This is a genomic window from Leifsonia aquatica H1aii (assembly GCF_000633535.1).
Taxonomy (GTDB): Bacteria; Actinomycetota; Actinomycetes; order Actinomycetales; family Microbacteriaceae; genus Leifsonia; species Leifsonia aquatica_A.
Genome location: NZ_AYMR01000002.1, coordinates 30,603 through 56,451 on the forward strand (window position 1 = coordinate 30,603; position 25,849 = coordinate 56,451).

At 70.2% G+C, this 25,849-nt stretch carries 20 protein-coding genes; 10 read left to right on the forward strand and 10 right to left on the reverse strand.

Annotated features, from left to right (window positions below; translation table 11 throughout):
* Window positions 1-49: 49 nt before the first annotated feature.
* The 4 genes from acnA (at window position 50) to U870_RS0101490 (ending at window position 6,439) form a co-directional block, all read left to right on the forward strand.
* The gene (acnA, locus tag U870_RS0101475) at window positions 50-2,941 is read left to right on the forward strand and encodes an aconitate hydratase AcnA (protein WP_430623512.1); all 2,892 of its coding nucleotides are present in this window, start codon (window positions 50-52) and stop codon (window positions 2,939-2,941) included.
* A 78-nt stretch (window positions 2,942-3,019) separates the two neighbouring features.
* On the forward strand, window positions 3,020-4,957 hold the full coding sequence (dxs, locus tag U870_RS0101480) for a 1-deoxy-D-xylulose-5-phosphate synthase (RefSeq protein WP_025155650.1): 1,938 nt from the start codon (window positions 3,020-3,022) through the stop codon (window positions 4,955-4,957).
* A 115-nt stretch (window positions 4,958-5,072) separates the two neighbouring features.
* A complete protein-coding gene (locus U870_RS0101485) occupies window positions 5,073-5,462 on the forward strand; it encodes a MerR family transcriptional regulator (RefSeq protein WP_025155651.1) in 390 nt (129 codons plus the stop codon).
* Complete coding sequence (locus U870_RS0101490) at window positions 5,459-6,439, forward strand: aldo/keto reductase (RefSeq protein ID WP_025155652.1); 981 nt, start codon at window positions 5,459-5,461, stop codon at window positions 6,437-6,439. Before U870_RS0101485 ends, U870_RS0101490 begins: the two co-directional genes overlap by 4 nt.
* Window positions 6,440-6,545: 106 nt before the next feature.
* Here the strand turns inward: U870_RS0101490 and U870_RS0101495 are convergent, their stop codons facing one another.
* Genes U870_RS0101495 through U870_RS0101510 form a run of 4 tightly spaced genes read right to left on the reverse strand, consistent with a single transcriptional unit; the run spans window position 6,546 to window position 12,653 of the window.
* Window positions 6,546-9,515, reverse strand: coding sequence for a glycoside hydrolase family 2 TIM barrel-domain containing protein (locus U870_RS0101495; protein WP_430623513.1), 2,970 nt, complete (start codon window positions 9,513-9,515; stop codon window positions 6,546-6,548).
* Window positions 9,512-10,435 carry a carbohydrate ABC transporter permease gene (locus U870_RS0101500; protein WP_025155654.1) on the reverse strand — a complete coding sequence of 308 codons (924 nt, stop codon included), beginning with the start codon at window positions 10,433-10,435 and terminating at the stop codon, window positions 9,512-9,514. The genes U870_RS0101495 and U870_RS0101500 overlap by 4 nt, the downstream gene beginning before the upstream one ends.
* On the reverse strand, window positions 10,432-11,319 hold the full coding sequence (locus U870_RS0101505; protein WP_025155655.1) for a carbohydrate ABC transporter permease: 888 nt from the start codon (window positions 11,317-11,319) through the stop codon (window positions 10,432-10,434). The genes U870_RS0101500 and U870_RS0101505 overlap by 4 nt, the downstream gene beginning before the upstream one ends.
* A complete protein-coding gene (locus tag U870_RS0101510; RefSeq protein ID WP_025155656.1) occupies window positions 11,316-12,653 on the reverse strand; it encodes an extracellular solute-binding protein in 1,338 nt (445 codons plus the stop codon). Before U870_RS0101510 ends, U870_RS0101505 begins: the two co-directional genes overlap by 4 nt.
* Before the next feature lie 83 nt (window positions 12,654-12,736).
* Here U870_RS0101510 and U870_RS0101515 point away from each other — a divergent pair, with 83 nt between their 5' ends.
* Window positions 12,737-13,354, forward strand: a complete 618-nt coding sequence (locus U870_RS0101515) for a TetR/AcrR family transcriptional regulator (RefSeq protein WP_052357497.1) — start codon at window positions 12,737-12,739, stop codon at window positions 13,352-13,354.
* 58 nt (window positions 13,355-13,412) lie between these two features.
* On the opposite strand, the gene U870_RS0101520 is transcribed toward U870_RS0101515, so the two are convergent.
* From U870_RS0101520 to U870_RS0101535, 4 genes are all read right to left on the reverse strand, one after another.
* On the reverse strand, window positions 13,413-15,551 hold the full coding sequence (locus U870_RS0101520) for a 3-hydroxyacyl-CoA dehydrogenase NAD-binding domain-containing protein (protein WP_025155658.1): 2,139 nt from the start codon (window positions 15,549-15,551) through the stop codon (window positions 13,413-13,415).
* A gap of 6 nt (window positions 15,552-15,557) precedes the next feature.
* Window positions 15,558-16,766 carry a thiolase family protein gene (locus U870_RS0101525; protein WP_025155659.1) on the reverse strand — a complete coding sequence of 403 codons (1,209 nt, stop codon included), beginning with the start codon at window positions 16,764-16,766 and terminating at the stop codon, window positions 15,558-15,560.
* A gap of 72 nt (window positions 16,767-16,838) precedes the next feature.
* Window positions 16,839-18,035, reverse strand: a complete 1,197-nt coding sequence (locus tag U870_RS0101530; protein ID WP_025155660.1) for an HRDC domain-containing protein — start codon at window positions 18,033-18,035, stop codon at window positions 16,839-16,841.
* Window positions 18,028-18,621, reverse strand: coding sequence for a DUF3000 domain-containing protein (locus U870_RS0101535; RefSeq protein ID WP_025155661.1), 594 nt, complete (start codon window positions 18,619-18,621; stop codon window positions 18,028-18,030). The genes U870_RS0101530 and U870_RS0101535 overlap by 8 nt, the downstream gene beginning before the upstream one ends.
* Window positions 18,622-18,721: 100 nt before the next feature.
* Here U870_RS0101535 and U870_RS0101540 point away from each other — a divergent pair, with 100 nt between their 5' ends.
* On the forward strand, window positions 18,722-19,909 hold the full coding sequence (locus U870_RS0101540) for an alpha/beta hydrolase family protein (RefSeq protein WP_025155662.1): 1,188 nt from the start codon (window positions 18,722-18,724) through the stop codon (window positions 19,907-19,909).
* A 26-nt stretch (window positions 19,910-19,935) separates the two neighbouring features.
* Here the strand turns inward: U870_RS0101540 and U870_RS0101545 are convergent, their stop codons facing one another.
* Window positions 19,936-20,370, reverse strand: a complete 435-nt coding sequence (locus U870_RS0101545) for a SufE family protein (RefSeq protein WP_025155663.1) — start codon at window positions 20,368-20,370, stop codon at window positions 19,936-19,938.
* Between the two features lie 9 nt (window positions 20,371-20,379).
* Window positions 20,380-21,279 carry a sulfurtransferase gene (locus tag U870_RS0101550; protein WP_025155664.1) on the reverse strand — a complete coding sequence of 300 codons (900 nt, stop codon included), beginning with the start codon at window positions 21,277-21,279 and terminating at the stop codon, window positions 20,380-20,382.
* Between the two features lie 159 nt (window positions 21,280-21,438).
* Here U870_RS0101550 and zapE point away from each other — a divergent pair, with 159 nt between their 5' ends.
* From zapE to U870_RS22285, 4 genes are all read left to right on the forward strand, one after another.
* The gene (gene zapE / locus U870_RS0101555; protein WP_025155665.1) at window positions 21,439-22,494 is read left to right on the forward strand and encodes a cell division protein ZapE; all 1,056 of its coding nucleotides are present in this window, start codon (window positions 21,439-21,441) and stop codon (window positions 22,492-22,494) included.
* Between the two features lie 203 nt (window positions 22,495-22,697).
* On the forward strand, window positions 22,698-23,972 hold the full coding sequence (locus U870_RS0101560) for an ammonium transporter (RefSeq protein ID WP_025155666.1): 1,275 nt from the start codon (window positions 22,698-22,700) through the stop codon (window positions 23,970-23,972).
* 141 nt (window positions 23,973-24,113) lie between these two features.
* Window positions 24,114-25,364 carry an ammonium transporter gene (locus tag U870_RS0101565; protein ID WP_025155667.1) on the forward strand — a complete coding sequence of 417 codons (1,251 nt, stop codon included), beginning with the start codon at window positions 24,114-24,116 and terminating at the stop codon, window positions 25,362-25,364.
* 28 nt (window positions 25,365-25,392) lie between these two features.
* Window positions 25,393-25,785: a type II toxin-antitoxin system PemK/MazF family toxin gene (locus U870_RS22285; RefSeq protein ID WP_240183608.1), complete on the forward strand. Its 393-nt coding sequence runs from the start codon at window positions 25,393-25,395 to the stop codon at window positions 25,783-25,785.
* Window positions 25,786-25,849 lie beyond the last annotated feature (64 nt).

The window sequence follows — 25,849 nt, forward strand, 5'->3', positions numbered from 1 at the left end:
GACGACTTAGGCTTACCTTGCTGGAAACACGCTTCGACGGACAACCAAGATGGATGAGGCTCGCGTTACAGCGCCTGCCGATGAAGGAGAGGGCAACGTGTCAGCGACAACAGGTTCCGCGTTCGGCAGCTTCGGTGCGAAGAGCACCCTGAGCGTCGGCGACAAGGAGTACACGATCTTCCGGATCGACACCGTCGACGGCTACAAGAAACTGCCGTTCAGCCTCAAGGTGCTGCTGGAGAACCTCCTGCGCACCGAGGACGGCGCCAACATCACCGCCGACCACATCCGCGCGCTCGGATCGTGGGACCCGACGGCCGAGCCGGACACCGAGATCCAGTTCACGCCGGCCCGCGTCATCATGCAGGACTTCACCGGCGTGCCCTGCATCGTAGACCTCGCCACGATGCGCGAGGCCGTCTCGGCGCTCGGCGGCGACCCCAAGAAGATCAACCCGCTCGCGCCGGCCGAGATGGTCATCGACCACTCCGTCATCGCCGACCTCTTCGGCCAGGCGGACGCGCTCGAGCGCAACACCGACATCGAGTACGAGCGCAACGGGGAGCGCTACCAGTTCCTCCGCTGGGGCCAGACCGCGTTCGACGACTTCAAGGTCGTCCCGCCGGGCACCGGCATCGTCCACCAGGTGAACATCGAGTACCTGGCGCGCGTCACCATGACCCGAGAGGTCGGTGCCAGCGACGGATCGACAGAGCTGCTGGCGTACCCGGACACCTGCGTCGGCACCGACTCGCACACCACGATGGTCAACGGCCTCGGCGTGCTCGGCTGGGGCGTCGGCGGCATCGAGGCCGAGGCGGCCATGCTCGGCCAGCCCGTCTCCATGCTCATCCCCAAGGTCGTCGGCTTCAAGCTCAGCGGCGCCATCCCGACCGGCGTGACCGCGACGGACGTCGTGCTCACGATCACCGAGATGCTGCGCAAGCACGGCGTCGTCGGCAAGTTCGTCGAGTTCTACGGTGCCGGTGTCGCCGAGGTCCCCCTCGCGAACCGAGCCACCATCGGCAACATGAGCCCGGAGTTCGGCTCGACCGCCGCGATGTTCCCGATCGACGACGTGACCCTCGACTACCTGCGCCTCACCGGCCGCAGCGAGGACCAGGTGAAGCTCGTCGAGGAGTACTCCAAGGCGCAGAGCCTCTGGCACGACCCGGAGACCGAGCCGGTCTTCAGCGAGTACCTCGAGCTCGACCTCTCCACGGTGGTCCCCTCGATCGCCGGCCCGAAGCGTCCGCAGGACCGCATCGAGCTCAGCGAGGCGAAGGACCAGTTCGAGAAGGACCTGACCAACTACGCGGACGTCTCGCACGATCTCGTCGACCTCACCATCTCGGAGTCCTTCCCGGCGTCCGACCCCGGTGAGCTCAGCCCGGAGGACTCGCGCAGCACGCACGAGCACCACCACCACAGCCACGCGCCGAAGACCGCGTCGAGCCCGACCCCGGTGACCATCGCCGAGAGCGGCACCTCGTTCACGCTCGACCACGGCGCGGTCGCGATCGCGGCGATCACCTCGTGCACCAACACGTCGAACCCGTCGGTCATGCTGGCGGCCGGTCTCCTCGCCCGCAACGCGGCGAAGAAGGGCCTGAAGTCGAAGCCGTGGGTCAAGACCACGCTCGCCCCGGGATCGAAGGTCGTCACCGACTACTACGAGAAGGCCGGTCTCACGAAGGACCTCGAGGCCCTCGGCTTCTACACCGTCGGCTACGGCTGCACCACCTGCATCGGCAACTCGGGCCCGCTGATCGACGAGATCTCGCAGGCCGTCAATGACAACGACCTCGCCGTGACCGCGGTGCTCTCGGGCAACCGCAACTTCGAGGGCCGCATCAACCCCGACGTCAAGATGAACTACCTGGCGTCCCCGCCGCTGGTCATCGCCTACGCCCTCGCCGGGTCGATGAACTTCGACTTCGAGACCGACGCCCTCGGCACGGACTCGGACGGCAACGACGTCTTCCTCAAGGACATCTGGCCGGACGCCGCCGAGGTGCAGGAGACGATCGACTCCTCGATCAACGAGGGCATGTTCACCCACGAGTACGCGAGCGTGTTCGAGGGCGACGACCGCTGGAAGTCGCTGCCGACCCCGACCGGCTCGGTGTTCGAGTGGGACGAGAAGTCGACCTACGTGCGCAAGCCTCCGTACTTCGAGGGCATGACGCTCGAGACCACGCCGGTCTCCGACATCTCCGGCGCCCGCGTGCTCGCCAAGCTGGGCGACTCGGTCACCACCGACCACATCAGCCCGGCCGGCAACATCAAGGCCGACAGCCCCGCCGGCCGCTACCTCGACGAGCACGGCATCGACCGCAAGGACTTCAACTCCTACGGCTCGCGCCGCGGCAACCACGAGGTGATGATCCGCGGCACGTTCGCGAACATCCGTCTGAAGAACCAGCTCCTGGACGGCGTCGAGGGCGGCTACACCCGCGACTTCACCCAGGAGGGCGGCCCGCAGTCGTTCATCTACGACGCGTCGCAGAACTACCAGGCGCAGGGCACCCCGCTGGTGATCTTCGGCGGCAAGGAGTACGGCTCCGGCTCGTCGCGCGACTGGGCGGCCAAGGGCACCAGCCTCCTCGGCGTCCGCGCGGTCATCACCGAGAGCTTCGAGCGCATCCACCGCTCGAACCTCATCGGCATGGGCGTCGTCCCGCTGCAGTTCCCGGCCGGCGAGAGCTGGGCGTCGCTCGGCCTCGACGGCACCGAGGTCGTCTCGATCTCGGGCCTGGAGGAGCTGAACGAGGGCCGCACCCCGAAGACCGTCCACGTCGTCGCCGAGCCGAGCTCCGACTCGCCCGCAGGCAAGCAGACGATCGAGTTCGACGCGGTCGTCCGCATCGACACCCCGGGTGAGGCGGACTACTACCGCAACGGCGGCATCCTGCAGTACGTGCTCCGGAGCCTGGTGTAACCAGACCGTTGTCAAGGGGAGGCTCGGAATCACCGGTTCCGAGCCTCCTCTCGATTCAGCGGCCCTACACTCGAATCCATGAGCATCCTCGAAACGATCCACGAGCCGCGCGATCTCGACCGGCTCACGGACCGGGAGCTCGTCCAGCTCGCCGCGGAGGTGCGCGCGTTCCTGATCGCCAACGTCGCCAAGACGGGTGGCCATCTGGGACCGAACCTCGGTGTGGTCGAGACGACGATCGCCATCCACCGCGTGTTCGACTCGCCGCGCGACGCGATCGTGTTCGACACCGGCCACCAGTCCTACGTGCACAAGCTCCTCACCGGTCGCCAGGACTTCTCCCAACTGCGGCAGAAGGGCGGCCTGGCCGGCTACCCGCAGCGCTCGGAGTCGGTGCACGACATCGTGGAGAGCTCGCACGCCTCCTCGTCGCTGTCCTGGGCGGACGGCATCTCCCGCGCCTTCCAGATGACCGGGCAGAACGACCGGCACGTCATCGCGATGGTGGGCGACGGCGCCCTCACCGGCGGCATGACCTGGGAGGCGCTCAACAACATCTCCGACGACAACAGCCGGCGGCTGATCATCGTCGTCAATGACAACGGCCGCTCCTACGCCCCCACGATCGGCGGCATGGCGCGCTTCCTGAACACCGTGCGCACGCGCAGCGCGTACCGCAACCTCTACCTGACGAGCCAGCGCGCGTTCGACAAGCTCGGCGCGCCGGGCCGCTCGTTCTACCGGGGCGTCCGCGGCGGACTGCACGGCTTCCTGAGCCGGTTCTCGAACAACGAGGCCCTCTACTCGAACCTCGACATCAAGTACATCGGACCGGTGCACGGTCACGACATCCACGCGATGGAGGAGGCGCTCCTCCAGGCGAAGAACTACGGCGCGCCCGTCATCGTGCACGCGATCACGCAGAAGGGGCGCGGCTACGAGCCGGCCCTGCGCGATGCGGCCGACCAGTTCCATGCCGTCGGGCAGATCGACCCGGAGACGGGCGAGCCGATCGAGAGCTCGAGCAAGCCGAGCTGGACGGGCGTGTTCGCCGACGAGATCGTCCGCCTCGCCGAGAAGGACCCGAAGCTGGTCGGCATCACCGCGGCCATGCTCCGGCCCACCGGGCTCCATAAGTTCGCCGAGCGCTTCCCGGACCGTGTCCACGACGTGGGCATCGCCGAGCAGCACGCTGCGACGAGCGCTGCGGGTCTCGCCTTCGGGGGCCTGCACCCGGTGGTCGCGATCTACGCGACCTTCATCAACCGCGCCTTCGATCAGGTGTTGATGGATGTCGCCCTGCACAAGGCGGGTGTGACGTTCGTCCTCGACCGGGCCGGCGTGACCGGGCCGGACGGCCCGAGCCATCACGGCATCTGGGACCTCGCGATCCTCCAGGTCGTCCCGGGCATCCGCCTCGCCGCCCCGCGCGACGCCACCCGCTTCCGTGAGGAGCTGGCGGAGGCGGTCGCCGTGGACGACGGGCCCACGGTCCTGCGGTTCCCCAAGGGCAGCGTGCAGCCGGACATCCCCGCCGTGCGACGGCTGGAGGACGGCGTCGACGTGCTGCGCGACGACGAGCGCAAGGACGTGCTGCTCGTCGCCGTCGGCCCGATGGCGGACCTGGCGCTGAAGGTCGCCGACGGGCTGGCCGCCCAGGGCATCGGCGCGACGGTCGTCGACCCGCGCTGGGTCGTCCCGGTGCCGAAGAGCGTCCTGACGCTCGCTGCCGAGCACCGCATCGTCGTCACCATCGAGGACGGCATCCGCGTCGGCGGCATCGGCACCCGTGTGCGTCAGGACCTCCGCGAGGCCGGCATCGACACCGCGGTGGACGAGCTGGGCCTGCCCGACGAGTTCATCGACCACGCCACCCGGGACGAGATCCTCGAGGAGGCCGGCCTGACCGCCCAGAAGATCGCCCGCGACCTCGTCGCGCAGGTGCTGGGCAGCCGGGTCCCGATCGCGCGTCCGCTGCCCGAGCAGGAGCTCTCCCACCGCCGCTCGGAGGGCTGAGCCCCATCGCATTCCGCACGAATGTCGAGAATGGCGCGCCCACAAGCGACATTCGGCACGAATGTGCGGGCGGAGGCGTTGACTTCGAGTGCACTCGAAGTCTTATCGTGGCGGTATGACCGACAGCATGACGGCGATGTCGATCTCCGACGTCGCCGAGCGCACCGGGCTCTCCACCCACACGCTGCGCTACTACGAGCGCGAGGGACTCATGCTGAGCCCCATCGAGCGCGCCTCCTCCTCCCACCGCCGCTACTCGGAGGCCGACCTCACCTGGGTCGTGTTCCTCACCAAGCTGCGGTCCACCGCGATGCCGATCGTGACGGTCCGGCGCTACGTCGAGCTCGCCCGGCGCGGCGACGACACCACGGCCGAGCGGCTCGAGCTGCTGCTGCTGCACCGCATGACGGTGGCGCGGCAGCTGGAGGAGATGACGGCGAGCCTCGCCGCCATCGACTACAAGATCGGTCTTTACGAGAAGAAGAAAGCAGGAACGGACGCATGAAGACGACCACACTGGGCACCGAGCGGCTCGAGGTCTCGCGACTGGGACTCGGCTGCATGGGCATGTCCGCGTTCTACACGGGCGCGGGACAGGACGACGCCGGTTCGATCCGGACGCTGCACCGCGCGCTGGACCTGGGCGTCACGTTCTTCGACACCGCCGAGATGTACGGGCCCTACGCCAACGAGGAGCTGCTCGCCCGCGCGTTCGCCGACGGCCGCCGCGATCGCGTCGTGATCGCGACGAAGTTCGGCACCCTGCTGCACCGGCAGAACGATGAGCGCGGGCTGGATGGATCGGCCGAGAACGTGCGCCTGTCCGTCGAGGGGTCGCTGAAGCGTCTCCAGACCGACCGCATCGACCTCTACTACCAGCACCGGATGGATCCGGGGACCCCGATCGAGGAGACCGTCGGCGCCCTCAAAGAGCTCATCGAGGAGGGCAAGATCCTCCACTACGGGCTGTCCGAGGCGGCGCCGGAGACCATCCGCCGCGCCAACGCCGTGCACCCGGTGACCGCCGTCCAGACCGAGTACTCGCTCTGGACCCGCGACCCGGAGGAGGCGGTCCTGCCGACCGTCCGCGAACTCGGCATCGGCTTCGTGCCGTATTCGCCGCTCGGCCGCGGGTTCCTCACCGGGACGATCCGCTCGCTCGACGAGCTCTCGCCGGACGACTTCCGCCGGTTCAACCCGCGGTTCGAGGGCGACAACCTGGAGGCGAACATCCGCATCGTGGAGCAGGTCGACGCCGTGGCGCGGGAGGCCGGGGCGACGGCCGGACAGGTCGCGCTCGCGTGGCTGCTCGCGAAGGGCGAGGACATCGTCCCGATCCCGGGCACGCGCCGGGTGGAGAACCTGGAGCAGAACGTGGAGGCTGTGGAGATCGAGCTCAGCCCCGAGCAGGTGGAGCGTCTCGACGCCGTCGCCGCGCCGGTCGGCGACCGCTACGCGGACATGACGCCCCTCAACCGCTGACGACTCCCACGGTGGCCCGGCCAGTGCCGGGTGCCGGGGTCGCAAATCGTCGCTCCGACCTCGTCGAAGCGACGATTCGCGACCCCGCAGCGGGAGGGCCCGGGGCTCAGGCGCCGAACCGGACGCGGAGTGTGCGGGCCTCCGGCCGCAGGGAGAACTCCGGCCAGACGTCCGGGCCGCACGCCCGCGAGCCCAGCCCGTGCTGGGCGGCGTCGAGGAACAGGTAGGTGGTGCCCGACGCGGGGAGTTCGTACGGGTGGCCGGCGGCGGCGAGCTGCTGCGGGGTGTGGCGCGTCAGCACGAAGCCCGGGAGACGGCCCCGGCCGTCCGGAAGGGTGCGCAGCGTGAGCCCGCCGACCGCCAGTTCGCGCACGGCCGAGCGGTGCCCCGTCTCCTGCGGTCGTGCGTAGGGGACGGAGAGCTCCTCGACCGTGGCCGCATAGCGGCCCAGCCGGGCCGATCGGATGCTGTCGGGGTACGACTCGCGGGGACCCAGCCCGAACCACTCCGCGCTCGGGATCGGATCCCCGTCGTCGGGCAGGTCGAAGCGCACGCCGATCCGCGGCCAGACCGTCGGCCAGCCGGCGGAGGGCGAGACCTCGACCCGGAGTTCCAGCTCATCGCCGACGAGGGCCCAGACGGTCTCCACGGTCAGCGAGAGGGCGGAATCGGCCGCGGAGACACGGGTGCGCGTGCGCAGGGCACCCGGCGCCTCCTGGATCGCCACCAACCGGTGCACGAGCCGGTCGAGGCCGTGCGCGCGCCAGAGGGATGCGTTCGACACCCCGGGCACGGCGCCGTCGCTGCCGGTCGGATCGCTGAAGGCGCCGCCCTCGTCGTTGTCGGTCGGTGCACGGAACAGCTCGACCCGCGGGCCGCCGACCGCCCGTCCGGCGAGGCGGACGAGACGTCCGCCCTCGAAGACGGCGGACCCGAGGGTCGTGGACCCCTCGGCGTCGCGCCAGGCGGTGATCCGCGGGGCGGCCGGCGCATCTGCGCCGAGCGGCCGTGCCGTGCGATCGAGCTGCGCGGACGCGACGACGTGTCCGTCGGGCGCCCATGCAGCCGGCGCGGCGAGCACGGCCTCCACCGTCAGCCAGGTCTCCCCGTCCGCGGCGACCGGGACGTCCGGCAGCTCGACGCGCCGGGAGGCGCCTGCCGGGATGGCGGGGACGGGCAGCACACCGCTCGCGACGACCCGGCCGTCGTGCTCGGCCCGCCAGTCGAAGCGCAGGTCGTCCGTCGCAGCGCTGTGCCGCCGGTTCTCGATCGTCACCGCGCCCGTCCGGTCGAAGGCGAACCGCACGGGCGCTGCGACCGCAGCGAACTCGTACAGGCCGGGCGTCGGGGTGTCGTCGCTCAGGATCATCCCGTCCATCACGAAGTTGCCGTCGTGCACCACCTCGCCGAAGTCGCCGCCGTACGCGTAGAACGGCGTGCCGTCGGCGGTGCGCGAGAGGATGCCGTGGTCCCGCCACTCCCAGACGAACCCGCCGTGGAGGCGCGGATGCGCATCCACCAGCGCCTCGTACTGGTCGAGCGCGCCGGGGCCGTTGCCCATCGCGTGCGCGTACTCGCACAGCAGGAACGGCTTGGTGCGCTGACGTGCGCCCTGCGCCGGAGTGCAGCCCAGCAGGGGAGCGGTGGAACCGTCGGTGCCGATCTGCTCGGTCTCGGGGACGGTCGAGTACATCCGCGAGTAGACGTCCGTGTACTCGCCCGTGTAGTCGCCCTCGTAGTGCACCGGGCGCGAGGCGTCGCGGGCGTGCACCCAGGCCGACATGGCCGCCAGGTTCGCCCCGGTTCCCGACTCGTTGCCGAGGGACCACATGACGATGCTGGGATGGTTCTTGTCGCGCTCGACGGTCCGCTCGATCCGGTCGAGGTAGGCCTCTCGCCAGGCCGGGTCGTCGCTCGGGTTGCCCCTCCAGCCGTTCTTCTCGAAGCCGTGGGTCTCCAGATCGCACTCGAGGATCACCCAGAAGCCGAGCTCGTCGGCCAGATCGAGCAGGCGCGGGTGCGGCGGGTAGTGGCTGGTGCGGATGGCGTTCACGTTGAACCGCTTCATCCGGGCCAGATCCTCGCGCGCGTGCGCCTCGTCGAACACCCGGCCGCGCACGGGATGCGCCTCGTGTCGGTTCATCCCGTGGAAGACGACGCGCTCGCCGTTCACCAGGAAGCGGTCTCCGCGGATCTCGACCGTGCGGAACCCGAGTCGGAGCGAGACCGTCTCGCCGGTGGAGCCGACCGTGGCGTCGTGGAGCGTGGGGGATTCGGCCGTCCACGGTTCCACTGCGCCGACCTCGATGCGTCCGATCTGCTCCCGGCCGGTCCACACCGTCTCCACGCCGAGCGCCGGGATGCGGAGGGTGATGGGGAAGGCGGCGTCACCGGCGATCACCTCCGGCTCGATCCAGCCGGCGCCGTCCGCCCATCCGGTCCGCAGCCAGACGTCGCCGAGGCCGTCCGCGGGTCGAGCGGCGAGCGTCACCTCGCGGAAGATGCCCGGCAGCCACCACTGGTCCTGATCCTCCAGATAGCTCGCCGGCGACCACTGGTGCACCCGCACCGCGAGATGATTGGTCCCCGGCCGCACCAGGGTGGTCACGTCGAACTCCTGCGCCAGCCGGCTGCCGGTCGCGATACCGACCTCGACCCCGTTCAGCCACACCCGGTACAGCGACTCCACCCCGTCGAACCGCAACACGGTCCGCGCACCCTCCGGCCAGTCCGCCGCGAGCTCGAACGTGCGCCGGTAGTCCCCGGTCGGATTCTCGTCCGGCACGTGCGGCGGGTCCAGCGGGAACGGGAACTGCACGTTGGTGTAGATCGGCCGGCCGTACTCGCCGTCGCCCTGCAGCACCCAGTGCGACGGGACCGGGAGGGAGTCCCACCCGGAGTCGTCGAGCGCGGGTTCCGCGACGTCGTCAGGAAGGTCGGCCGTCGGCGAGAGCCGGAACCGCCAGGTCCCGTCGAGCGACAGCGTCGGAGCGTCGCTCCGCAGCCAGGCGCGGGGCGCGACGCGCGCTCCGCTGCCGGGTGCGGTGTCGCTGAGGTACGCGGGTGCGAGCACTATTTCACGGATCCTTCGGTGAGGCCGCCGCGCCAGAACCGCTGGAGCACGATCATGGCGATGGCGAGGGGGATGATCGACAGCAGGACGCCGCCGGTGGTCAACTCGTAGAACTCCGGCAGCCGGTCGGTCTGGCTGCGCCAGTTGTTCAGTCCGAGCGTGATCGGGTAGAGCCGCTCGTCGGAGAGCATGACGAGCGGGAGGAAGTAGTTGTTCCAGATCCCGACCAGCTGGAACAGGAAGACGGTCACGAGCGCCGGGGTCATGACCCGCAGCCCGACGGTGTGGAAGATCCGCAGCTCGCCGGCACCGTCGAGCCGGGCGGCCTCCAGGAGCGCCGTGTCCACCGTCGCGTCGGCGTAGATGCGGCAGAGGAACAGACCGAACGGAGACACCAGCGACGGGAGGAGGACCGCCCAGTAGGTGTTCGCCAGCCCGAGCTCGCTGAACAGCAGGAACAGCGGGAGCGCGGTCGCCGTGCCGGGAACGAGCACGCCTCCCAGGATCAGGCCGAAGACGAAGCCGCGGCCGCGGAACACGTACTTGGACAGGGCGTACCCGCCCGCGGCCGCGAAGTACGTCGCGAACAGGGCGCCGACGCCCGCGTAGATCACCGAGTTGAGGAACCAGCGCAGGAAGATGCCGTCCTGGAAGTTCAGCACCTCGGCCAGGTTGTGCCAGAGCGCGAAGTCCGCCGAGAACACGAACCCGTTGGTCGCGAAGAGATCCTGGGTGGTCTTGGTCGCCGCGACGACGACCCAGTAGACCGGGACGAGGAAGTAAACCGCGACGACCACGAGGATCGCGGTGACCAGGATGCGCATGCCCGACCGGCGACCGGCCGAGCGGTCGTGCGCAGAACGGGGCGCCTGCGCGCCGACCGAGAACGTGGGGGTGGGATCGGTGGTGCCGGTCGACGTCATCGTGACCTCCGGTTGGTCAGTCGCAGGAACGCGAACGAGAGCAGGAAGGCCACCAGCGCGATGAGCACCGACTGGGCCGCCGCGACGTTGTAGTCGTTGTAGGCGAACGCCGTCGTGTAGGCGCTGAGGTTGGGGGTGTACTCGCTGTCGATCGCCGGTGCCACGGACTGCAGCACCTGCGGTTCGGCGAAGAGCTGCAGCGTCCCGATGATCGAGAACACGATCGTGAGCGTCAGCGCGGGACGGATGAGCGGCAGCTGGATGCTGCGGGCGACCCGCCACGGACCGGCGCCGTCCACCTTTGCCGCCTCGTAGACCTCCGTCGGGATGGACTTCAGCTGGGCGATGATGATCATCATGTTGTAGCCGGTGTACGTCCAGGTGACGATGTTCGCGATCGACCAGAGGACGGTGTTCGGCCCGAGGAAGTCCAGCTGCAGCCCGAATGTCGCGCCCAGGTCGACCAGTGGGCTGAGCCCCGGCACGTAGAGGAACGACCACAGGATGGTGGCGATGACACCCGGGATGCCGTACGGCAGGAAGTAGACCGCGCGGAACAGGCCGGGCCAGCGGGCGGACGCCGATTCCAGCAGGAGCGCCAGCACGGTGCAGAGGGCGATCATCAGCGTGACCTGCACGACGCCGAACAGCAGCATCCGGCCGATCGAGGCGATGAAGTTGGGGTTGCCGAGCGCCTGGGCGTAGTTGGCGAACCACGCGAAGCCGGTCGTCACGCCCTTCTCGCCGAAGACGCCCGAGCGGGTGACCGTGGTGAAGCTGGAGCCGATCGCGACGATGATGGGCAGCAGGAAGGTCAGCAGGAACAGCGCGAGGAACGGCGCGAGCAGCAGCCACGGCGCCCAGGTCGTGCGCACGCCCTTCACGAGCGGGCCTTCTCGATCGTCAGGCCCTTCTGGCGGAAGGCGTTCATGATGGCCGTCTCGCTCTGGGCGATGGAGTCGACCAGGCTCTGCCCGCCCGGCTTCTTGCGGAAGCCGTCGGCGAGGATGTTGAACGACTGCTGCGTGATCGGCCACCAGGACCAGTCGGGGTTCTGCTCCTTGGAGGCGGGGAGGAACACCTCCTCGTTGTAGTTCTGGCCGCCGAACCACTTCGAGGGCTTGGTCCGCTCGGCGCCGATGTAGTCGTCGTCGGGGGACCAGCCGATCCCGGAGTGCTCGATCATCGCGTCGATGCCCTCCGGGCTGGTGGTCATCCAGACGGCGAACTCCATCGCCTCCTTCGGATGCTTGCTGTTGGCGAGGACGGCGGCGGTGGAGCCGCCGAGCGCGCTGGAGCCGAAGCCGGACCCCCAGCGGGGCAGCGGGGCGACCCGCCACTTGCCTTCGCCGCCGGAGACGCCCTGGAGCAGGGCGTCGCCCCAGCTCGCGCTGGCGCAGCCGGCGATCGTTCCCTTCGCCGCCGCGGCGAACCACCCGGTCGAGAAGTCGCCGTAGCCGGTCTGCAGGATGCCGTCGTCGATCGCCGCGTCGAAGAACCGTGCGGTCTGCAGCGTCGCGTCGTCGGTCATGTCGATGAGCCAGCGGTCGCCGTCGACGCGCAGCCAGGAGGCGCCGGCCTGGCCGGCGAGTGCCGCGAACCAGGACGGGTCGGAGTAGTTGAAGGCGTCGATGAAGATCCCGGCCTTCTTCAGCTCCCGGCCGGTCGCCGCCCAGTCGTCCCACGTGGCGGGTGCGCCCGCGCCGACCCTCTGAAACAGGTCCGGCCGGTAGTAGAGCGCCATCGGGCCGGAGTCCTGGGGGATGGCGTAGACGCCGTCCACGTAGCTCACCTGGCTCCACAGGGTGGGGTCGTAGCGGTCGGCGTAGTCGCCCGCGCCGTACCGGGCGAGGTCGACGAGCCCGTTCACGAGCATGAACTCGGGCACGCTGCGCAACTCGATCTGGGCGAGATCCGGGCCGCCGCCGGCGGCGAGGGCCGAATACAGCTTCTGATAGCCGCCGGAGTTGCCGCCGGGGATCCAGACCGCCTCCACCTGGACGTCGGGGTGCGACGCGTTCCACACGTCCGCGACCTTCTGGAGGTCCTTGAGCCACGCCCAGTAGGTGAGGGTGATCTTCTCCCCGTGTGCGATGGGCTGGAGGGTCGGTGCACTGTTGACCGAGGACGTGCCTGGTGTGCTGCAGGCGGACAGGAGCGCTGTGGTCGCGGCGGCGGCGCCGAGACCGAGCAGAGATCGTCGTGTGAGTTCCGTCATTTCCTTCACTTCGTCGTGGCGGGAATCGGTTAGGCTCGACGTTAGCCGAAAGTAATGCAGGTGACCTAATTTGGAGATCGACCGTGTCAGAACCGGTGCCCCGCCGTCGTGGCCCCTACGCGAAGACGGCGGCGCTGCGTCAGCAGATCGTCGACGAAGCGCATCGCGTCTTCGCCGTCCACGGGTATCACGGCGGCTCCCTGCGTGAGATCGCCGGAGCCGTCGGTATCAGCTTAGGCAACCTCCAGCACCACTTCTCCAGCAAGGAGGAGCTGCTGGTCGCGGTCATCGCCCGCCGCGACGAGCTCGGCCACGGCGCCGTCCCGCACGCACCCGACGAGTCGTTCGACGAGCACATCCTCGCCCAGGCGGAGCACAACGAGACGATCCCCGGCCTGATCTCCCTCTACAGCAGGCTCTCGGCGGAGGCCGTCTCCGGCGACCATCCCGGTCACGCCCACGTGCTCGACCGCTACGACGGGCTGCGCGCGGAGTACGCCGCCGAGTTCCGGGCCCTCGCTGCGGTCGGCCGACTGCGTGCGGGGGTCGAGCCCGACCTGGCGGCGGCGACGGTCGTGGCCCTCTGGGAGGGCATCCAGCTGCAGTGGCTGTACGCCCCCGACCGCATCGACGTGCCGGCGGCCCTCCGGGCGTACCTGGACCTCGTCATCGCGCCCTCGCCGGCCCCCGTACGGCCGTGACGCGAGAACGCCCCGCTCACGGGGAGCGGGGCGTTCTGCGGGTGGTGGCGCGGAACGGTCAGGCGACACCCTTCACCGGCGGGTGCTGGAACGTGTCGCCGAAGACGCGCTCGGACGCGCCGACCCGGTCGAGGTACGGCGTGATGCCGCCCATCTGGAACGGGAAGCCCGCGCCGAGGATCATGCAGAGGTCGATGTCCTCCGGCGCCTCGACCATGTGGTCGTCGATCAGCATGCGGTGGATCTCGTCGGCGAGGCCGTCCTCCAGACGACGGAGGATCTCCTCCTTCGTCCACGGGTTCGTGCCGCCGGCGATGATCTTCGCGGCGCCCTTGTCGACGCCCTTGACCTTGCCCTTCGCGTCCTTCTCCAGCAGCGTGCCGTACTCGGCGAGCTTGTGGAGGTTCTCGCTGCGGTAGAACCGCTCCGGGAAGGCCGCGTGGTGGGTGTCCAGCACGTGCGCGCCCACTTTCAGGCCGACGAGGTCGAGCAGGCGCGACGGCGGCATCGGCAGGCCGAGCGGGGCGAACGCCTCATCGACGGTCTCGAACGAGGTGCCGTCGTCGACCGCGCGCATCGCCTCGCCGAGCACCTTCGCCAGCACGCGGTTGACCACGAACCCGGGGGTGTCGGCGGTGATGACCGCGTTCTTCTTCAGCGCGGTGGCCGTGACCATCGCGGTCGAGAGCGTGGCCTCGTCGGTGTGCGGCGTCTTCACGACCTCGATCAGCGGCATGACCGCGACCGGGGTGAAGAAGTGGAAGCCGACCAGGCGCTCCGGGTGCTTCAGCTTGGCGCCGATCTGCTCCACCGACAGGGACGACGTGTTGGTCGCGATGACCGCCTCGTCGGAGAGGTACTGCTCGACCTCCTCGAAGACGTTCTGCTTGACCGTGAGCTCCTCGAAGACGGCCTCGATGACCCAGTCGCAGTCGGCGAAGTCGGCCTTGTCGGTCGTGCCCGTGACCAGGGCGCGCAGGCGGTTGGCTTCGTCGGGGGAGATGCGGCCCTTCTCCTGCAGCTTCGCGATCTCGTCGTGGATGTACGCCACGCCCTTGTCGACGTGCGCCTGGTCGAGGTCCGTGATGACCACGGGCACGCGCAGGCGGCGCACGAACAGGAGGGCGAACTGGCTGGCCATGTATCCGGCGCCGATCACGCCGACCTTGGTGACCTTCTTGGCCAGCTTCTTGTCCGGGGCGCCCGCCGGGCGCTTGGCCCGCTTCTGCACCAGGTTGAAGGCGTAGATGCTCGCCTGGAACTGGTCGCCGGAGATCAGCTCCGCCAGAGCCTCGTCCTCGAGCTCGAAGCCCGCGGCGCGGTCGTTCGACTTCGCGGCCTTCAGCAGCTCCAGCGCCTTGTACGGCGACTTCGGGACGGTGCCGATGCGGCTCTCGAGCATCTTGCGGGCGATGCCGATGGCGGCGTCCCACTTGACCATGCGCTCGACCTTGCCGGGGACGTTGGGTCGCTTGACCTCGACCTGCTTGGTGAGGACCTTGTCGGCCCACAGCAGCGACTCCTCGAGGAAGTTCGCCGAGTCGAAGATCGCGTCGGCGATGCCGAGGTCGAAGACCTCCTGCGGCTTCAGCATCCGGTTCTGCTTGAGCGGGTTCTCGATGACGACCTTCAGCGCGTTCTCGATGCCGATGAGGTTCGGCAGGATGGTCGCGCCTCCCCAGCCGGGGATCAGGCCGAGGAACACCTCGGGCAGGGCGAACGCGGCCGCGTTGCGGTCGATGGTGCGGTAGTCGGCGTTGAGGCCGATCTCCACTCCGCCGCCCAGTGCGAGGCCGTTCGTGAAGACGAACGACGGGACTCCGAAGGTCGCCTGCTTGCCGAGCACGAAGTGGCCCAGCTGCGGGAGGAGCTTCGCGACCTCGACGCTCGGGATGTCGCCCACGCGGCTGAGGTCGGCGCCGGCGGCGAGGATGAACGGCTTGCCGGTGACGGCGACGGCGTCGATCTCGCCGCGGCCGGCCCGCTCGGTGAGCTCGTCGAACGTCTTTCCGAGCTCCAGGAGGGTGGCCGGGCCCATCGTGTTGGGCCGCGTGTGGTCGCGCCCGTTGTCGAGGGTCACCAACGCCAGGGTCTTGCCGCTGGGCAGCGGCACGTCCTTCACGAAGGAGTGGGTGACGACCTCGTCGGAGGTGAGGGCGACGAGGGGGGAGAAGTCGATCGTGGTGTAGTCGGTCACTCGGTCTCAGGCCTTCCGTGCAGCGCGCTTGTCGAAGTGGGGGTTCTCCCAGATGACCGTGCCGCCCTGGCCCAGGCCGACGCACATGGCGGTCACGCCGTAGCGGACCTCCGGGTGCTCCTCGAACTGGCGGGCGAGCTGGATCATCAGGCGGACGCCGCTCGCGGCGAGCGGGTGGCCGATGGCGATGGCGCCGCCCCACCTATTGACGCGGGGGTCGTCGTCGTCGATGCCGAAGTGGTCGAGGAACGAGAGCACCTGGATGGCGAAGGCCTCGTTCAGCTCGAACAGGCCGATGTCGTCGATGGACAGGCCCGCCTTGCGGAGCGCCTTCTCGGTCGAGGGGACCGGGCCGAGACCCATGATCTCCGGCTCGACTCCCGCGAACGCGAAGCTCACCATGCGCATCTTCGGGGTGAGGCCGAACTCCTTCACCGCGTCGCTGGAGGCGAGGAGGCTGGCCGTGGCGCCGTCCGTGAGGGGCGACGAGTTGCCCGCCGAGACGCGGCCGTGCGGACGGAACGGGGTGCGCAGGGTCGCGAGGGACTCCATGTTGGTTTCGGGGCGCATGCCCTCGTCGCGGGTGGCGAGACCCCAGCCGGACTCGGAGCGGATCGCCACGGGGATGAGGTCGGGCTGCAGCTTGCCGTTCTCGTACGCAGCGGCCGTCTTCTGCTGGCTGCGCATCGCGAACCGGTCGGAGCGCTCCTTGGTGAGAGCGGGGAAGCGGTCGTGGATGCGCTCGGCGGTGCTGCCCATGTTGAGGGCGTCCTCGCCGACCAGGCGCTCCGAGAGGAAACGCGGATTGGGGTCGGCGCCGAAGCCCATCGGGTGCCGTCCCATGTGCTCCACGCCGCCCGCGATCGCGAGGTCGTAGGCGCCGAAGGCGATGCCGGAGCCGAGGGTGGTGACGCTGGTCATCGCTCCCGCGCACATCCGGTCGATGGCGAAGCCCGGGACGGATTTCGGCAGCCCGGCGAGCAGCGCCGCGGTACGGCCGAGGGTGAGCCCCTGGTCGCCCTGCTGCGTCGTGGCCGCGATGGCCACGTCGTCGATGCGGTCCTTGGGCACGTTCGGATTGCGCTCCAGCAGACCGATGATCGCCTTCACGACCAGGTCGTCCGCACGGGTGTTCCAGTACTGCCCTTTTTCGCCGGCCCGTCCGAACGGAGTCCGGACTCCGTCGACGAACACGACATCGGTTCTTTCGGCCACAGTGCCTCCCATTTCAGGTCCGTGTCGATCCTAGGGAGGCCGTCGCGGACGACGGGAATCGTTTGATTCTTTCTACGAATCCGTCTCGGACGACTCGGTCGCCGTTTGGGTGCTTTCCACAAAGGCATCGGCGATCAACTGTGAGGTTGCCTCAATCTGCCACGGCCGTGCCCCGTGGGCGGCGAGGGCCTCCGCGATCGTCGACGGAGCGATCTCGGCGGGCGGCGTCCACGCCACGCGGCGGAGTGTCTCCGGCGTCAGCAGGTTCTCCAGCGGGATGCTGCGCTCCTCGGACAGCGCGGTGAGCGCCGCGCGGGCGGCCTTGAGCCGGCCGTCCGCTTCCGGGTTGCGGTCCGCCCAGGCGCGGGGAGGCGGCAGGGTGTCGCCGGTGCCGCGCATCACCGGGAGGTCCTCGGTCGTGCGCCCGAGCTCGATCGCGCCCCACCAGCGGTCCAGTTCCGTGCGGCTGGCGCGGCCGGTGAACTCGCGCAGGGCGGCGAGGCCCCGTTTGGTGTCCGGGAGGGCCTTGGCCGCGGCGGTGAGCGCGGCGTCGGGCACCAGGCGCCCCGGTGCCGTGTCCAGCTCCTGGGCGAGGGCGTCGCGGCTCAGCCACAGCTCGCGCGCGACGGCCAGGTTGCGCAGTCCGCGGATCGAGTGGATGCCCGACAGGCGCCGCCACGGCTCGTGACGGACCGGCGTCAGCTCCCGGGTCAGCTCGGAGGAGAACTCCTGCTGCGCGATCTGCGTCTTGCCCGACTCCTCCAGCAGGCCGGCGACCGCGTCGCGGAGGTCGGGCAGCAGCTCGACGTCGAGCGTGGCGTAGGTCAGCCAGGGCTGGGGGAGGGGGCGGGTGGACCAGTCGGCGGCGCTGTGCTCCTTGGCCAGGTGCACGCCGAGCAGCTCCTCCACGACCGTGCCGAGTCCGACGCGCGGCATCCCGAGCAGGCGGGCGGCGAGTTCGGTGTCGAAGATCCGTGCCGGGTCGAGTCCGACCTCGCGCAGGCAGGTCAGATCCTGAGTGGCGGCGTGCAGCACCCATTCGTCGCCGGCGATGGCGGTGTTCAGCTCGTCGAACCGGCCGACCGCCGGGGGGTCGAACAGGAACGTCCCGGCGTCGCGGCGGAAGACCTGGATGAGGTAGGCGCGCTGAGAGTATCGGAAGCCGCTCGCGCGCTCGGCGTCGACGGCGATCGGGCCGTTGCCGGCCGCGATGACGTCGACGGCCTCGAGGTAGCCCTCGCGGGTGTCGATGACGGAATGGTCAGGCACGCGGGCTCCGTCTCGTCAGCAGGCTCACGCCCTCGGCGGTGGGGGGAAGGCCGGCCAGCATGCACAGCAGCTCGCCCCACCCCTCCACGTGGGCGGTGATGTCCGTCTCCAGGGGGCTCCAGGAGGCGCGCAGCTCGATCTGCGACCCGTCGCCCTGGGCCGCCAGCTCGCCGAAGCCGGTGCTGATGATCTTGGTCGCGGTGCCGCTCGCCGCGGTGTAGCGCGCCTGGCGGGCGTCGAGCGCGTCGACCAGCCAGGACCAGGTCACATCGGCGAGGAAGGGGTCGAGCCCGATGTCGGTCTCCAGCGGCGCCTGGGCGAAGCAGACGATGCGGAACGGCCCTCCCCAGGCCTCCGGCTCGTCGGGGTCGTAGAGCAGGATGAACCGGCCGGTGCCCAGCTCGGAGTCGTCGCCGTGCGCAGCGGGTCGCACGTCCGCGGCCAGGGCGACCGCGAACGGTGCGAGCTGGGCGGGTGCGGGGATCTCGGTCACCGTGAGCTCCGGACGGGCCGGGGCGGCACGGACCGACGCGAGGGCCGCGGCGAACGCGGCCGGCACGTGCGGGGTGGCGGGTGGAGTCGACACGACAAGAACACTAGGAGTCTTTGCGGGTCGGCGACGGTAAGGCACGCCGCCTGGGGAACTCCTGAGGGTGCGCGCCGGGCCGCGCCGGTACGCTGACCGCATGGCGCGCGAGAACAGGTCAGTCGGATTCGTGAAGGCCCTCGCCGTGTCGGCGATCGTGGCCGGGGGGCTGGCGCTGGCCACCGCGGCCGGAGCCGCCTACGTGATCAGCCGGGTCGCCCGCACCGTCATCACCCCGGTGCGCCGCCGACCGCAGAACCAGAGCATCCGTTCGGTAGACACCGCGCTCGGCACCATCACCCTGGCCTCCACCCCGGACAGCCGGATGCCCGGCCGCTTCGGCGTCTGGTTCGGCGGGGAGACCGGGCACGCGAAGGTCGGCGGCCTGCTCGCCGTCGACGACGCGACCGTCACCCGGGAGCTGGAGCGGGTGGAGTTCGGCGACCTGCAGCCGGGACGCGCGCGGATCAGCGGCTACTACTACCTCCAGCCGGAGGAGCTGGGACTGCCCGTCACCAGTGTCGAGATCCCGACCGAGCTCGGCCAGGCCCCGGCCTGGATCTTCCCGGCGGACGACGACGCGACGGACGAGGGACGCTGGGTGATCCAGGTGCACGGCTGGGGCGCGAGCCGCCAGGAGGGGCTGCGTGCGGTGCGCACCTTCCACGACGCCGGCTACACCTGCCTCCTCTCCTCCTACCGCAACGACGGAGACGCACCCGACAGTGCCGACCGCCGCTACGGCCTGGGCGGCACCGAGTGGCGCGACATCGACGCCGCCCTCGGCTACGCCGCCGCGCACGGCGCGCGCTCGATCGTCCTGATGGGCTGGTCGATGGGCGGAGCGGTCGTGCTCCAGACCATCACGCGCTCGGACCGCCTCGACCTCGTCACGGGGATCGTCCTGGAATCGCCGGTGGTCGACTGGGTGGACACGCTGGAGTATCAGGCCCACCTGCTGCGGCTGCCCGACCCGATCGCGCAGGGCGCCATCCGGCTGATCGAGTCCACCTGGAGCGGACCGATCACCGGCCAGGGGGCCGCGATCGACCTGGCGAGCATGGACTTCGTCTCGCGGGCGAGCGACCTGACCCTGCCGACCCTGATCCTGCACAGCGACGACGACGGCTTCGTGCCCTCCACCTCCTCGCGCGCGCTCGCCGAGGCGCGCAACGACATCGTCACGCTGGTGCCGTTCACCGTCGCGCTGCACACCAAGCTCTGGAACTACGACGAGCGGAAGTGGACGGCGGCGATCTCGGACTGGCTGGCCGCGACCCTGCGCTGAGCGCGCGGATCGTACGTTCGAGCGGATCAGGCGGCGAGCTTCTGCCGCACCTGCCGCTTGGTGCGGCCCAGCAGGGCCGACATCCCACGGATGCGCAGCGGGGAGACCGCCTGCGTGAGGCCGAGGGTCTGCGGGAAGTCGTCCGGGACGGCCAGGACCTCGTCCGCGGTCAGACCCGCGAGTCCCTGCACCAGGATGGACGCGAAACCGCGCGTCGTCGGAGCCTCCGGCGGGGCGGTGGCGAACAGGTGCACCACGTTCGTCTCGTCGACCTCCACGAAGATGAAGACCGGCGCCTGGCATTCCTCGACCCGCTCCAGCAGGTCGGGGTGGTCCGCGTAGCGCTCGGGAAGCGCGGGGAGCTCGTCCGAGAACTCCAGCAGCAGTTGCAGGCGGTCGGGCTGCTCCAGTGCCAGGAAGTCGTCGCGGATCTCGGCCAGGACGCCGGTCAGTTCGGTCATCGTTCCAGGCTACTTCGCCGGGACCTCGCCCGGCTCGGAGCCGGTGGCGATCGGCACGCGCACGGCCGAGCCCCACTCGGTCCACGAGCCGTCGTAGTTGCGCACGTTCTCGAAGCCGAGCAGGTGGGTCAGCACGAACCAGGTGTGGCTGGAGCGCTCGCCGATGCGGCAGTACGCGATCACGTCGTCGCCGGGCTTCAGTCCCGCGTCGCCGAGGTAGACGGACTCCAGCTCGGCACGGCGCTTGAAGGTCGCGTCGGGGGCGGCCGCCCGCGCCCACGGGACGGAGGCGGCCGAGGGGATGTGGCCGGCACGCAGCGCGCCCTCGGTCGGGTAGCCCGGGATCTCGGTGCGCTCGCCGCTGTACTCCTCGGGGGAGCGCACGTCGATCAGGGGGCTGCCCAGGTGGGCGAGCACGTCGTCCTTGAAGGCGCGCACACGGGTGTCGTCGCGCTCGACCACCGGGAACTCGACCGGGGCGGGCACCGGGACGTCGCGGGTCAGCTCACGGCCCTCGGCGATCCACTTGTCGCGGCCGCCGTCGAGCAGACGGACGTCCTCGTGGCCGAACAGCGTGAACACCCAGAGCGCGTACGCCGCCCACCAGTTGTTCTTGTCGCCGTAGATCACGACGGTGGTGTCGCGGGCGATGCCCTTGGAGCCGAGCAGCTCGGCGAAGCGCTCGGCGCTGACGTAGTCGCGCACCACCGGGTCGTTGAGGTCGGTGTGCCAGTCGATCTTCACGGCGCCGGGGATGTGCCCGGTTTCGTACAGCAGGACGTCCTCGTCGGACTCCACCACGACCAGCCCGGGTTCCCCCTGGTGTTCGGCCAGCCAGGCGGTGCTGACCAGACGCTCGGGGTGGGCGTAGTCGGCGAAGTCGGTCGACGGGTCGGTCTCGATGGCCATGCTGTTCTTCCTCCGGGATAGGCTGGGATCCTGCGAAAAGCAGGGAACGCAGTCCTCAGGCTACGCGGCGCGGACCGGCCGTGACAGGCGAGCGCACACACGGCGAAACACTGCGACCTCCACTCGCTCCGCTCCCGACCACGAAGGTGCCCTCCCGTCATGACCCTCGATCAGATCGGCGCTCTCCCGCGCCTCGCGGACCGCTCGCCCCAGATCACCGGAGCGGAGATCGCCGCCAGCCTGGTCCCGCCGTCGCAGTTCGAGCGCGCCACCTTCGACACCTATCGCCCCGACCACGACTACCCGTCACAGGCGGACGCCGTCTCCACACTCAAGCTGTTCGCGAAGTCCTGGGAGCCGCAGCGCCCGGCCGGCCTGTTCAGCCGCAACCGCAAGAAGGTCGCCGCGATGAAGCCGGGCGTCTACCTCGACGGCGGATTCGGCGTCGGAAAGACCCACCTCCTGGCGGCGCTCTGGCACGAGGCGCCCGGGCCCAAGTACTTCGGCACCTTCATCGAGTACACCGCCCTCGTCGGGGCGCTCGGCTATGCGGGTGCCGTCGACCTCCTGCGCGGCTCCACCCTCATCTGCATCGACGAGTTCGAGCTCGACGACCCGGGTGACACCATGATGATGACCCGCATGCTCGGCGAGCTCGTCGCCTCCGGCACCCGCATCGCCGCGACCAGCAACACCCCGCCGAACGCCCTCGGCGAGGGCCGCTTCGCCGCCAGCGACTTCCTCCGCGAGATCCAGTCGCTCTCCGCCAACTTCGAGACCCTCCGCATCGACGGCCTCGACTACCGCCGCCGCGACACCACGGGCAGCGCCGTCACCGTGCAGCCCGACGAGTACGCCCGGGTGCTGGCGGCGCTCGCCGCACGGGGGGAGACGGCGACCTCCGACACCTTCGACGACCTGATCGCCCACCTTGCGACGGTGCACCCCTCGCGCTACATCAAGATCCTCGACGGCGTCGACGTGATCGGCCTGGACGGCGTGCACGTGCTCCACGACCAGATGGCGGCGCTGCGCCTCGTCGCGTTCATCGACCGCGTCTACGACGCCGAGATCCCGATCGTGCAGACCGGGGTGCCGCTGAACGACATCTTCGACGACGACATGCTCGGCGGCGGCTACCGCAAGAAGTACCTCCGCTCGGTGTCGCGCATGATCGCGCTGACGGCGGGGGAGCTGCCCCCGCACGACGCGTAGGCGGTCTCGCACCGACCGCCGAGCACATCGGCAGCCCGCGGAAACACAGTGTTTACACGCGGGCCGCACGCGTAACACCCGCGAAACACGCGTTGTCTGCGACCGAAACCTCCCGCGTTCAGACTGGCTCCACCCCGAACCGCTCCCGCCCCGAATGGGAGCGCACGAGAGCCGGGGCACGCACAGAGAGGTAGACAATACGCATGGTGCTCCACACAGCAGCGGACTACGCAGAAGCCGGGACGGTCAACGCCCTGTGGCTCCTGGTCGCCGCGGCCCTCGTTCTGCTCATGACCCCGGGTGTCGCCTTCTTCTACGGCGGCATGGTCCGGGCCAAGAGCGTCGTCAGCATGATGATGATGAGCTTCGGCGCGATGGCCCTCGTCGGCGTCCTCTGGGTCGTCTACGGCTACGGCCTCTCGTTCGGCCCGGAGTCGATCAAGGGCGTCCTCGGCACGCCCGACTGGTTCCTCAGCAGCCTGATGGGCAAGGATGGCCTGACCCCCGACCTCGGCGGCCTGGCCTTCGCGGGCTTCCAGGCGACCTTCGCCATCATCACCGTCGCCCTGATCTCGGGCGCGATCGCCGACCGCGCCAAGTTCGGCTCGTGGATGGTCTTCGCCGGCATCTGGGTCACGGTCGTCTACTTCCCGGTCGCGTACTGGGTGTTCAACCTCTCCAACGGCTGGATCGCGGCCGGTCTGCACGTGAACGACTTCGCCGGCGGCACCGCGGTGCACATCAACGCCGGTGCGGCAGGTCTCGCGCTCGCCCTGGTCCTCGGCAAGCGCGTCGGCTTCCAGAAGGGCATGAGCAAGCCGCACAACGTGCCGCTCACCCTCCTCGGCGCCGCACTCCTCTGGTTCGGCTGGTTCGGCTTCAACGCCGGCTCCGAGGCCGCGGTCGACGGGGTCGCCGCCCTCGCCTGGGTCAACACGCTGGCCGCCCCGGCCGCCGCGACCATCGGCTGGCTGGTCGTCGAGAAGCTCCGCGACGGCAAGCCGACCTCCATCGGCGCCGCCTCCGGCGCGGTCGCGGGTCTCGTCGCGATCACGCCGGCCTGTAACATCCTCACCCCCGGGTGGGCCATCCTCCTCGGTGTCGTCGCCGGCGCGGTCTGCGCCCTGGCCGTCGACCTGAAGTTCAAGCTCGGCTTCGACGACTCGCTCGATGTGGTCGGCATCCACCTCGTCGGCGGCATCATCGGAACCCTGTGGATCGGCTTCTTCGGGTTCACCCACGTGGACGGCGACGCCAGCAAGCCGTTCTCCAGCCTCCTCTACGGCGGCAGCTTCCAGCAGCTCGGCGTCCAGGCACTCGGTGCCGCAGCCGTCCTGATCTACTCCTTCGTCCTGGCCTACGCCATCGGCTGGGCGATCCAGAAGACGATGGGCTTCCGCATCAACAACGAGGACGAGCTGGCCGGCGTCGACACCGTGGTCCACGGTGAAGAGGGCTACGCCCTCGAGACGGTCTGACCCGCTCGACCCGACACACAGCACACCGAACGGGGTGCCGCCATCCGGCGGTGCCCCGTTCGGCGTCGGGCCGTCCGGCGTCGAGGCGTCCGGGTCCGGGCTCGGTAGGGTGATGCTGGCCTTTCGAAGCGGAGGAGCGGGATGGCGACGGCGACAGCGACGAGCGCGCAGGTGGATGCGCTGCTGCTGCTCTTCTGCGGCGCGCTGACCCTGCTGATCGTCCCGGGCCTGGCGTTCTTCGTCGGCGGCCTCGCCGGTCGCGCCCGCGCCCGACGGGCGCTCCTCTTCGTGCTCACCGGCACCGCCGTCGTGGTCGTGCTGGCCGTGCTGGGCGGCTACGGGATGCTGGCCGGAGACCCGCTGATCCCGCACCTGATCGGTGTGCCCGATCTCGGCCTCGCCGGTCAGCACGGCGCGTACGCGCTCGCCCGCGCAGGTTCGCTGATCGCCGTCTGTGCCGTCGCGGTCGCCGTCCTCGGGGCTGCTGTCGCGTCGCGGATCACCCTGCGGGCGTGGCTGGTCTTCTCCGCCCTCTGGAGCGTGCTCGTGCTCTTCCCCGCCGGGTACGCCGTCTTCGCCCTCAGCGACGGCTGGGCGGTCTCTCTACTCGGTGTCGTGGACTACGGAGGCGCGCTCCCGGTCGGGCTCGCTGCGGGGGCGTCGGCCGCCGGCGTCATCGTGGCGTGCGGGCGTGGCGAGCACCTCGTGGAGAGCGGGCGCAGCCTCCCGATCGTCGCCGTCGGCGGCACGCTCGTCTGGATCGGCTGGCTCGGGCTGGTCACCGGGTCGGAGGGCGCCGTCGACCAGTACACCGCGCCGATCGCGATCAACGCCTTCCTGGCCGCCTCGGCCGGGTGCCTGATGTGGATGCTGGTCGACCGCATCCTGCTGCGCCGGCCGACGCTCGCCAGCGTGTTCTGCGGAGCGTTCTCCGGGATGGTGGCCATCACCCCCGCGTCCGGCGTGCTGACGCTGGGCTGGTCGCTGCTGCTCGGCGCCCTCGCCGCCCTGGCGTGCGCGACGATGGTCGACGTGGCGGCGCGGGCCCGCTTCGGACCGGCGCTCGCGCTGTGCGTCATCATGATCGTCGGCAGCATGGTCGGCCTCCTCTTCGTCGGGCTGTTCGGGCGTGGCGGCGGGATGGTCGAGAGCGGCAACTTCGACCTGTTCATCGCCCAGGGCATCTCCGCCGTCGCGGTGCTGGTCTACGCGTTCGTCGTGGCCCTCCTGCTCGCTCTGCTGCTGCGCTTCACCATCGGCCTCACCCGGGTCCGCTATGGTGCGGAGCGTGGCCTCCCCTCGACGACTCCTGACCGCGCTCCGGCGGCTGTTCCGGCCGAGCCCGCGCCCCGCGCCCTCCGCTCCCGGCGCTCGCTCCGCTCCGACCGCTGAACCCGGCCGCACCGGCGCCGCAGCCACGGTGCCGGTCGACCCGCGGCGGCTGGGCGCCATCCGCACCTCGTACGTGCCGAGCACGGACGGCGATGCCGACCCGGGTGAGATCGTCTGGACCTGGGTGCCGTACGAGGAGGCGGACGGTCGGGGCAAGGACCGGCCCGTCCTCGTCGTGGCGGCGGAGGCCGGTGGGACGGTGCTGGCCGTCGCGCTGACGAGCCAGGAGCATCCGGGGCGGCCCGAGTACGTGCCGATCGGCGCCGGCGCGTGGGACGGCCGCCACCGGCCCAGCTATGCGCGCGTGGACCGGGTCTACCGGTTGCATCAGGCCGGGATGCGCCGCGAGGCGGCCGCGCTCGGCCGGGCGCCCTTCGACGCCGTGCGCGCGGCCCTGCGGCAGCGGTACGGCTGGCGCTGAGCGAGCGGGGTCACGTCGGTCGCCCTCCACGACACCGTTCGTCATGGAGCGTCGCACAGCGCAA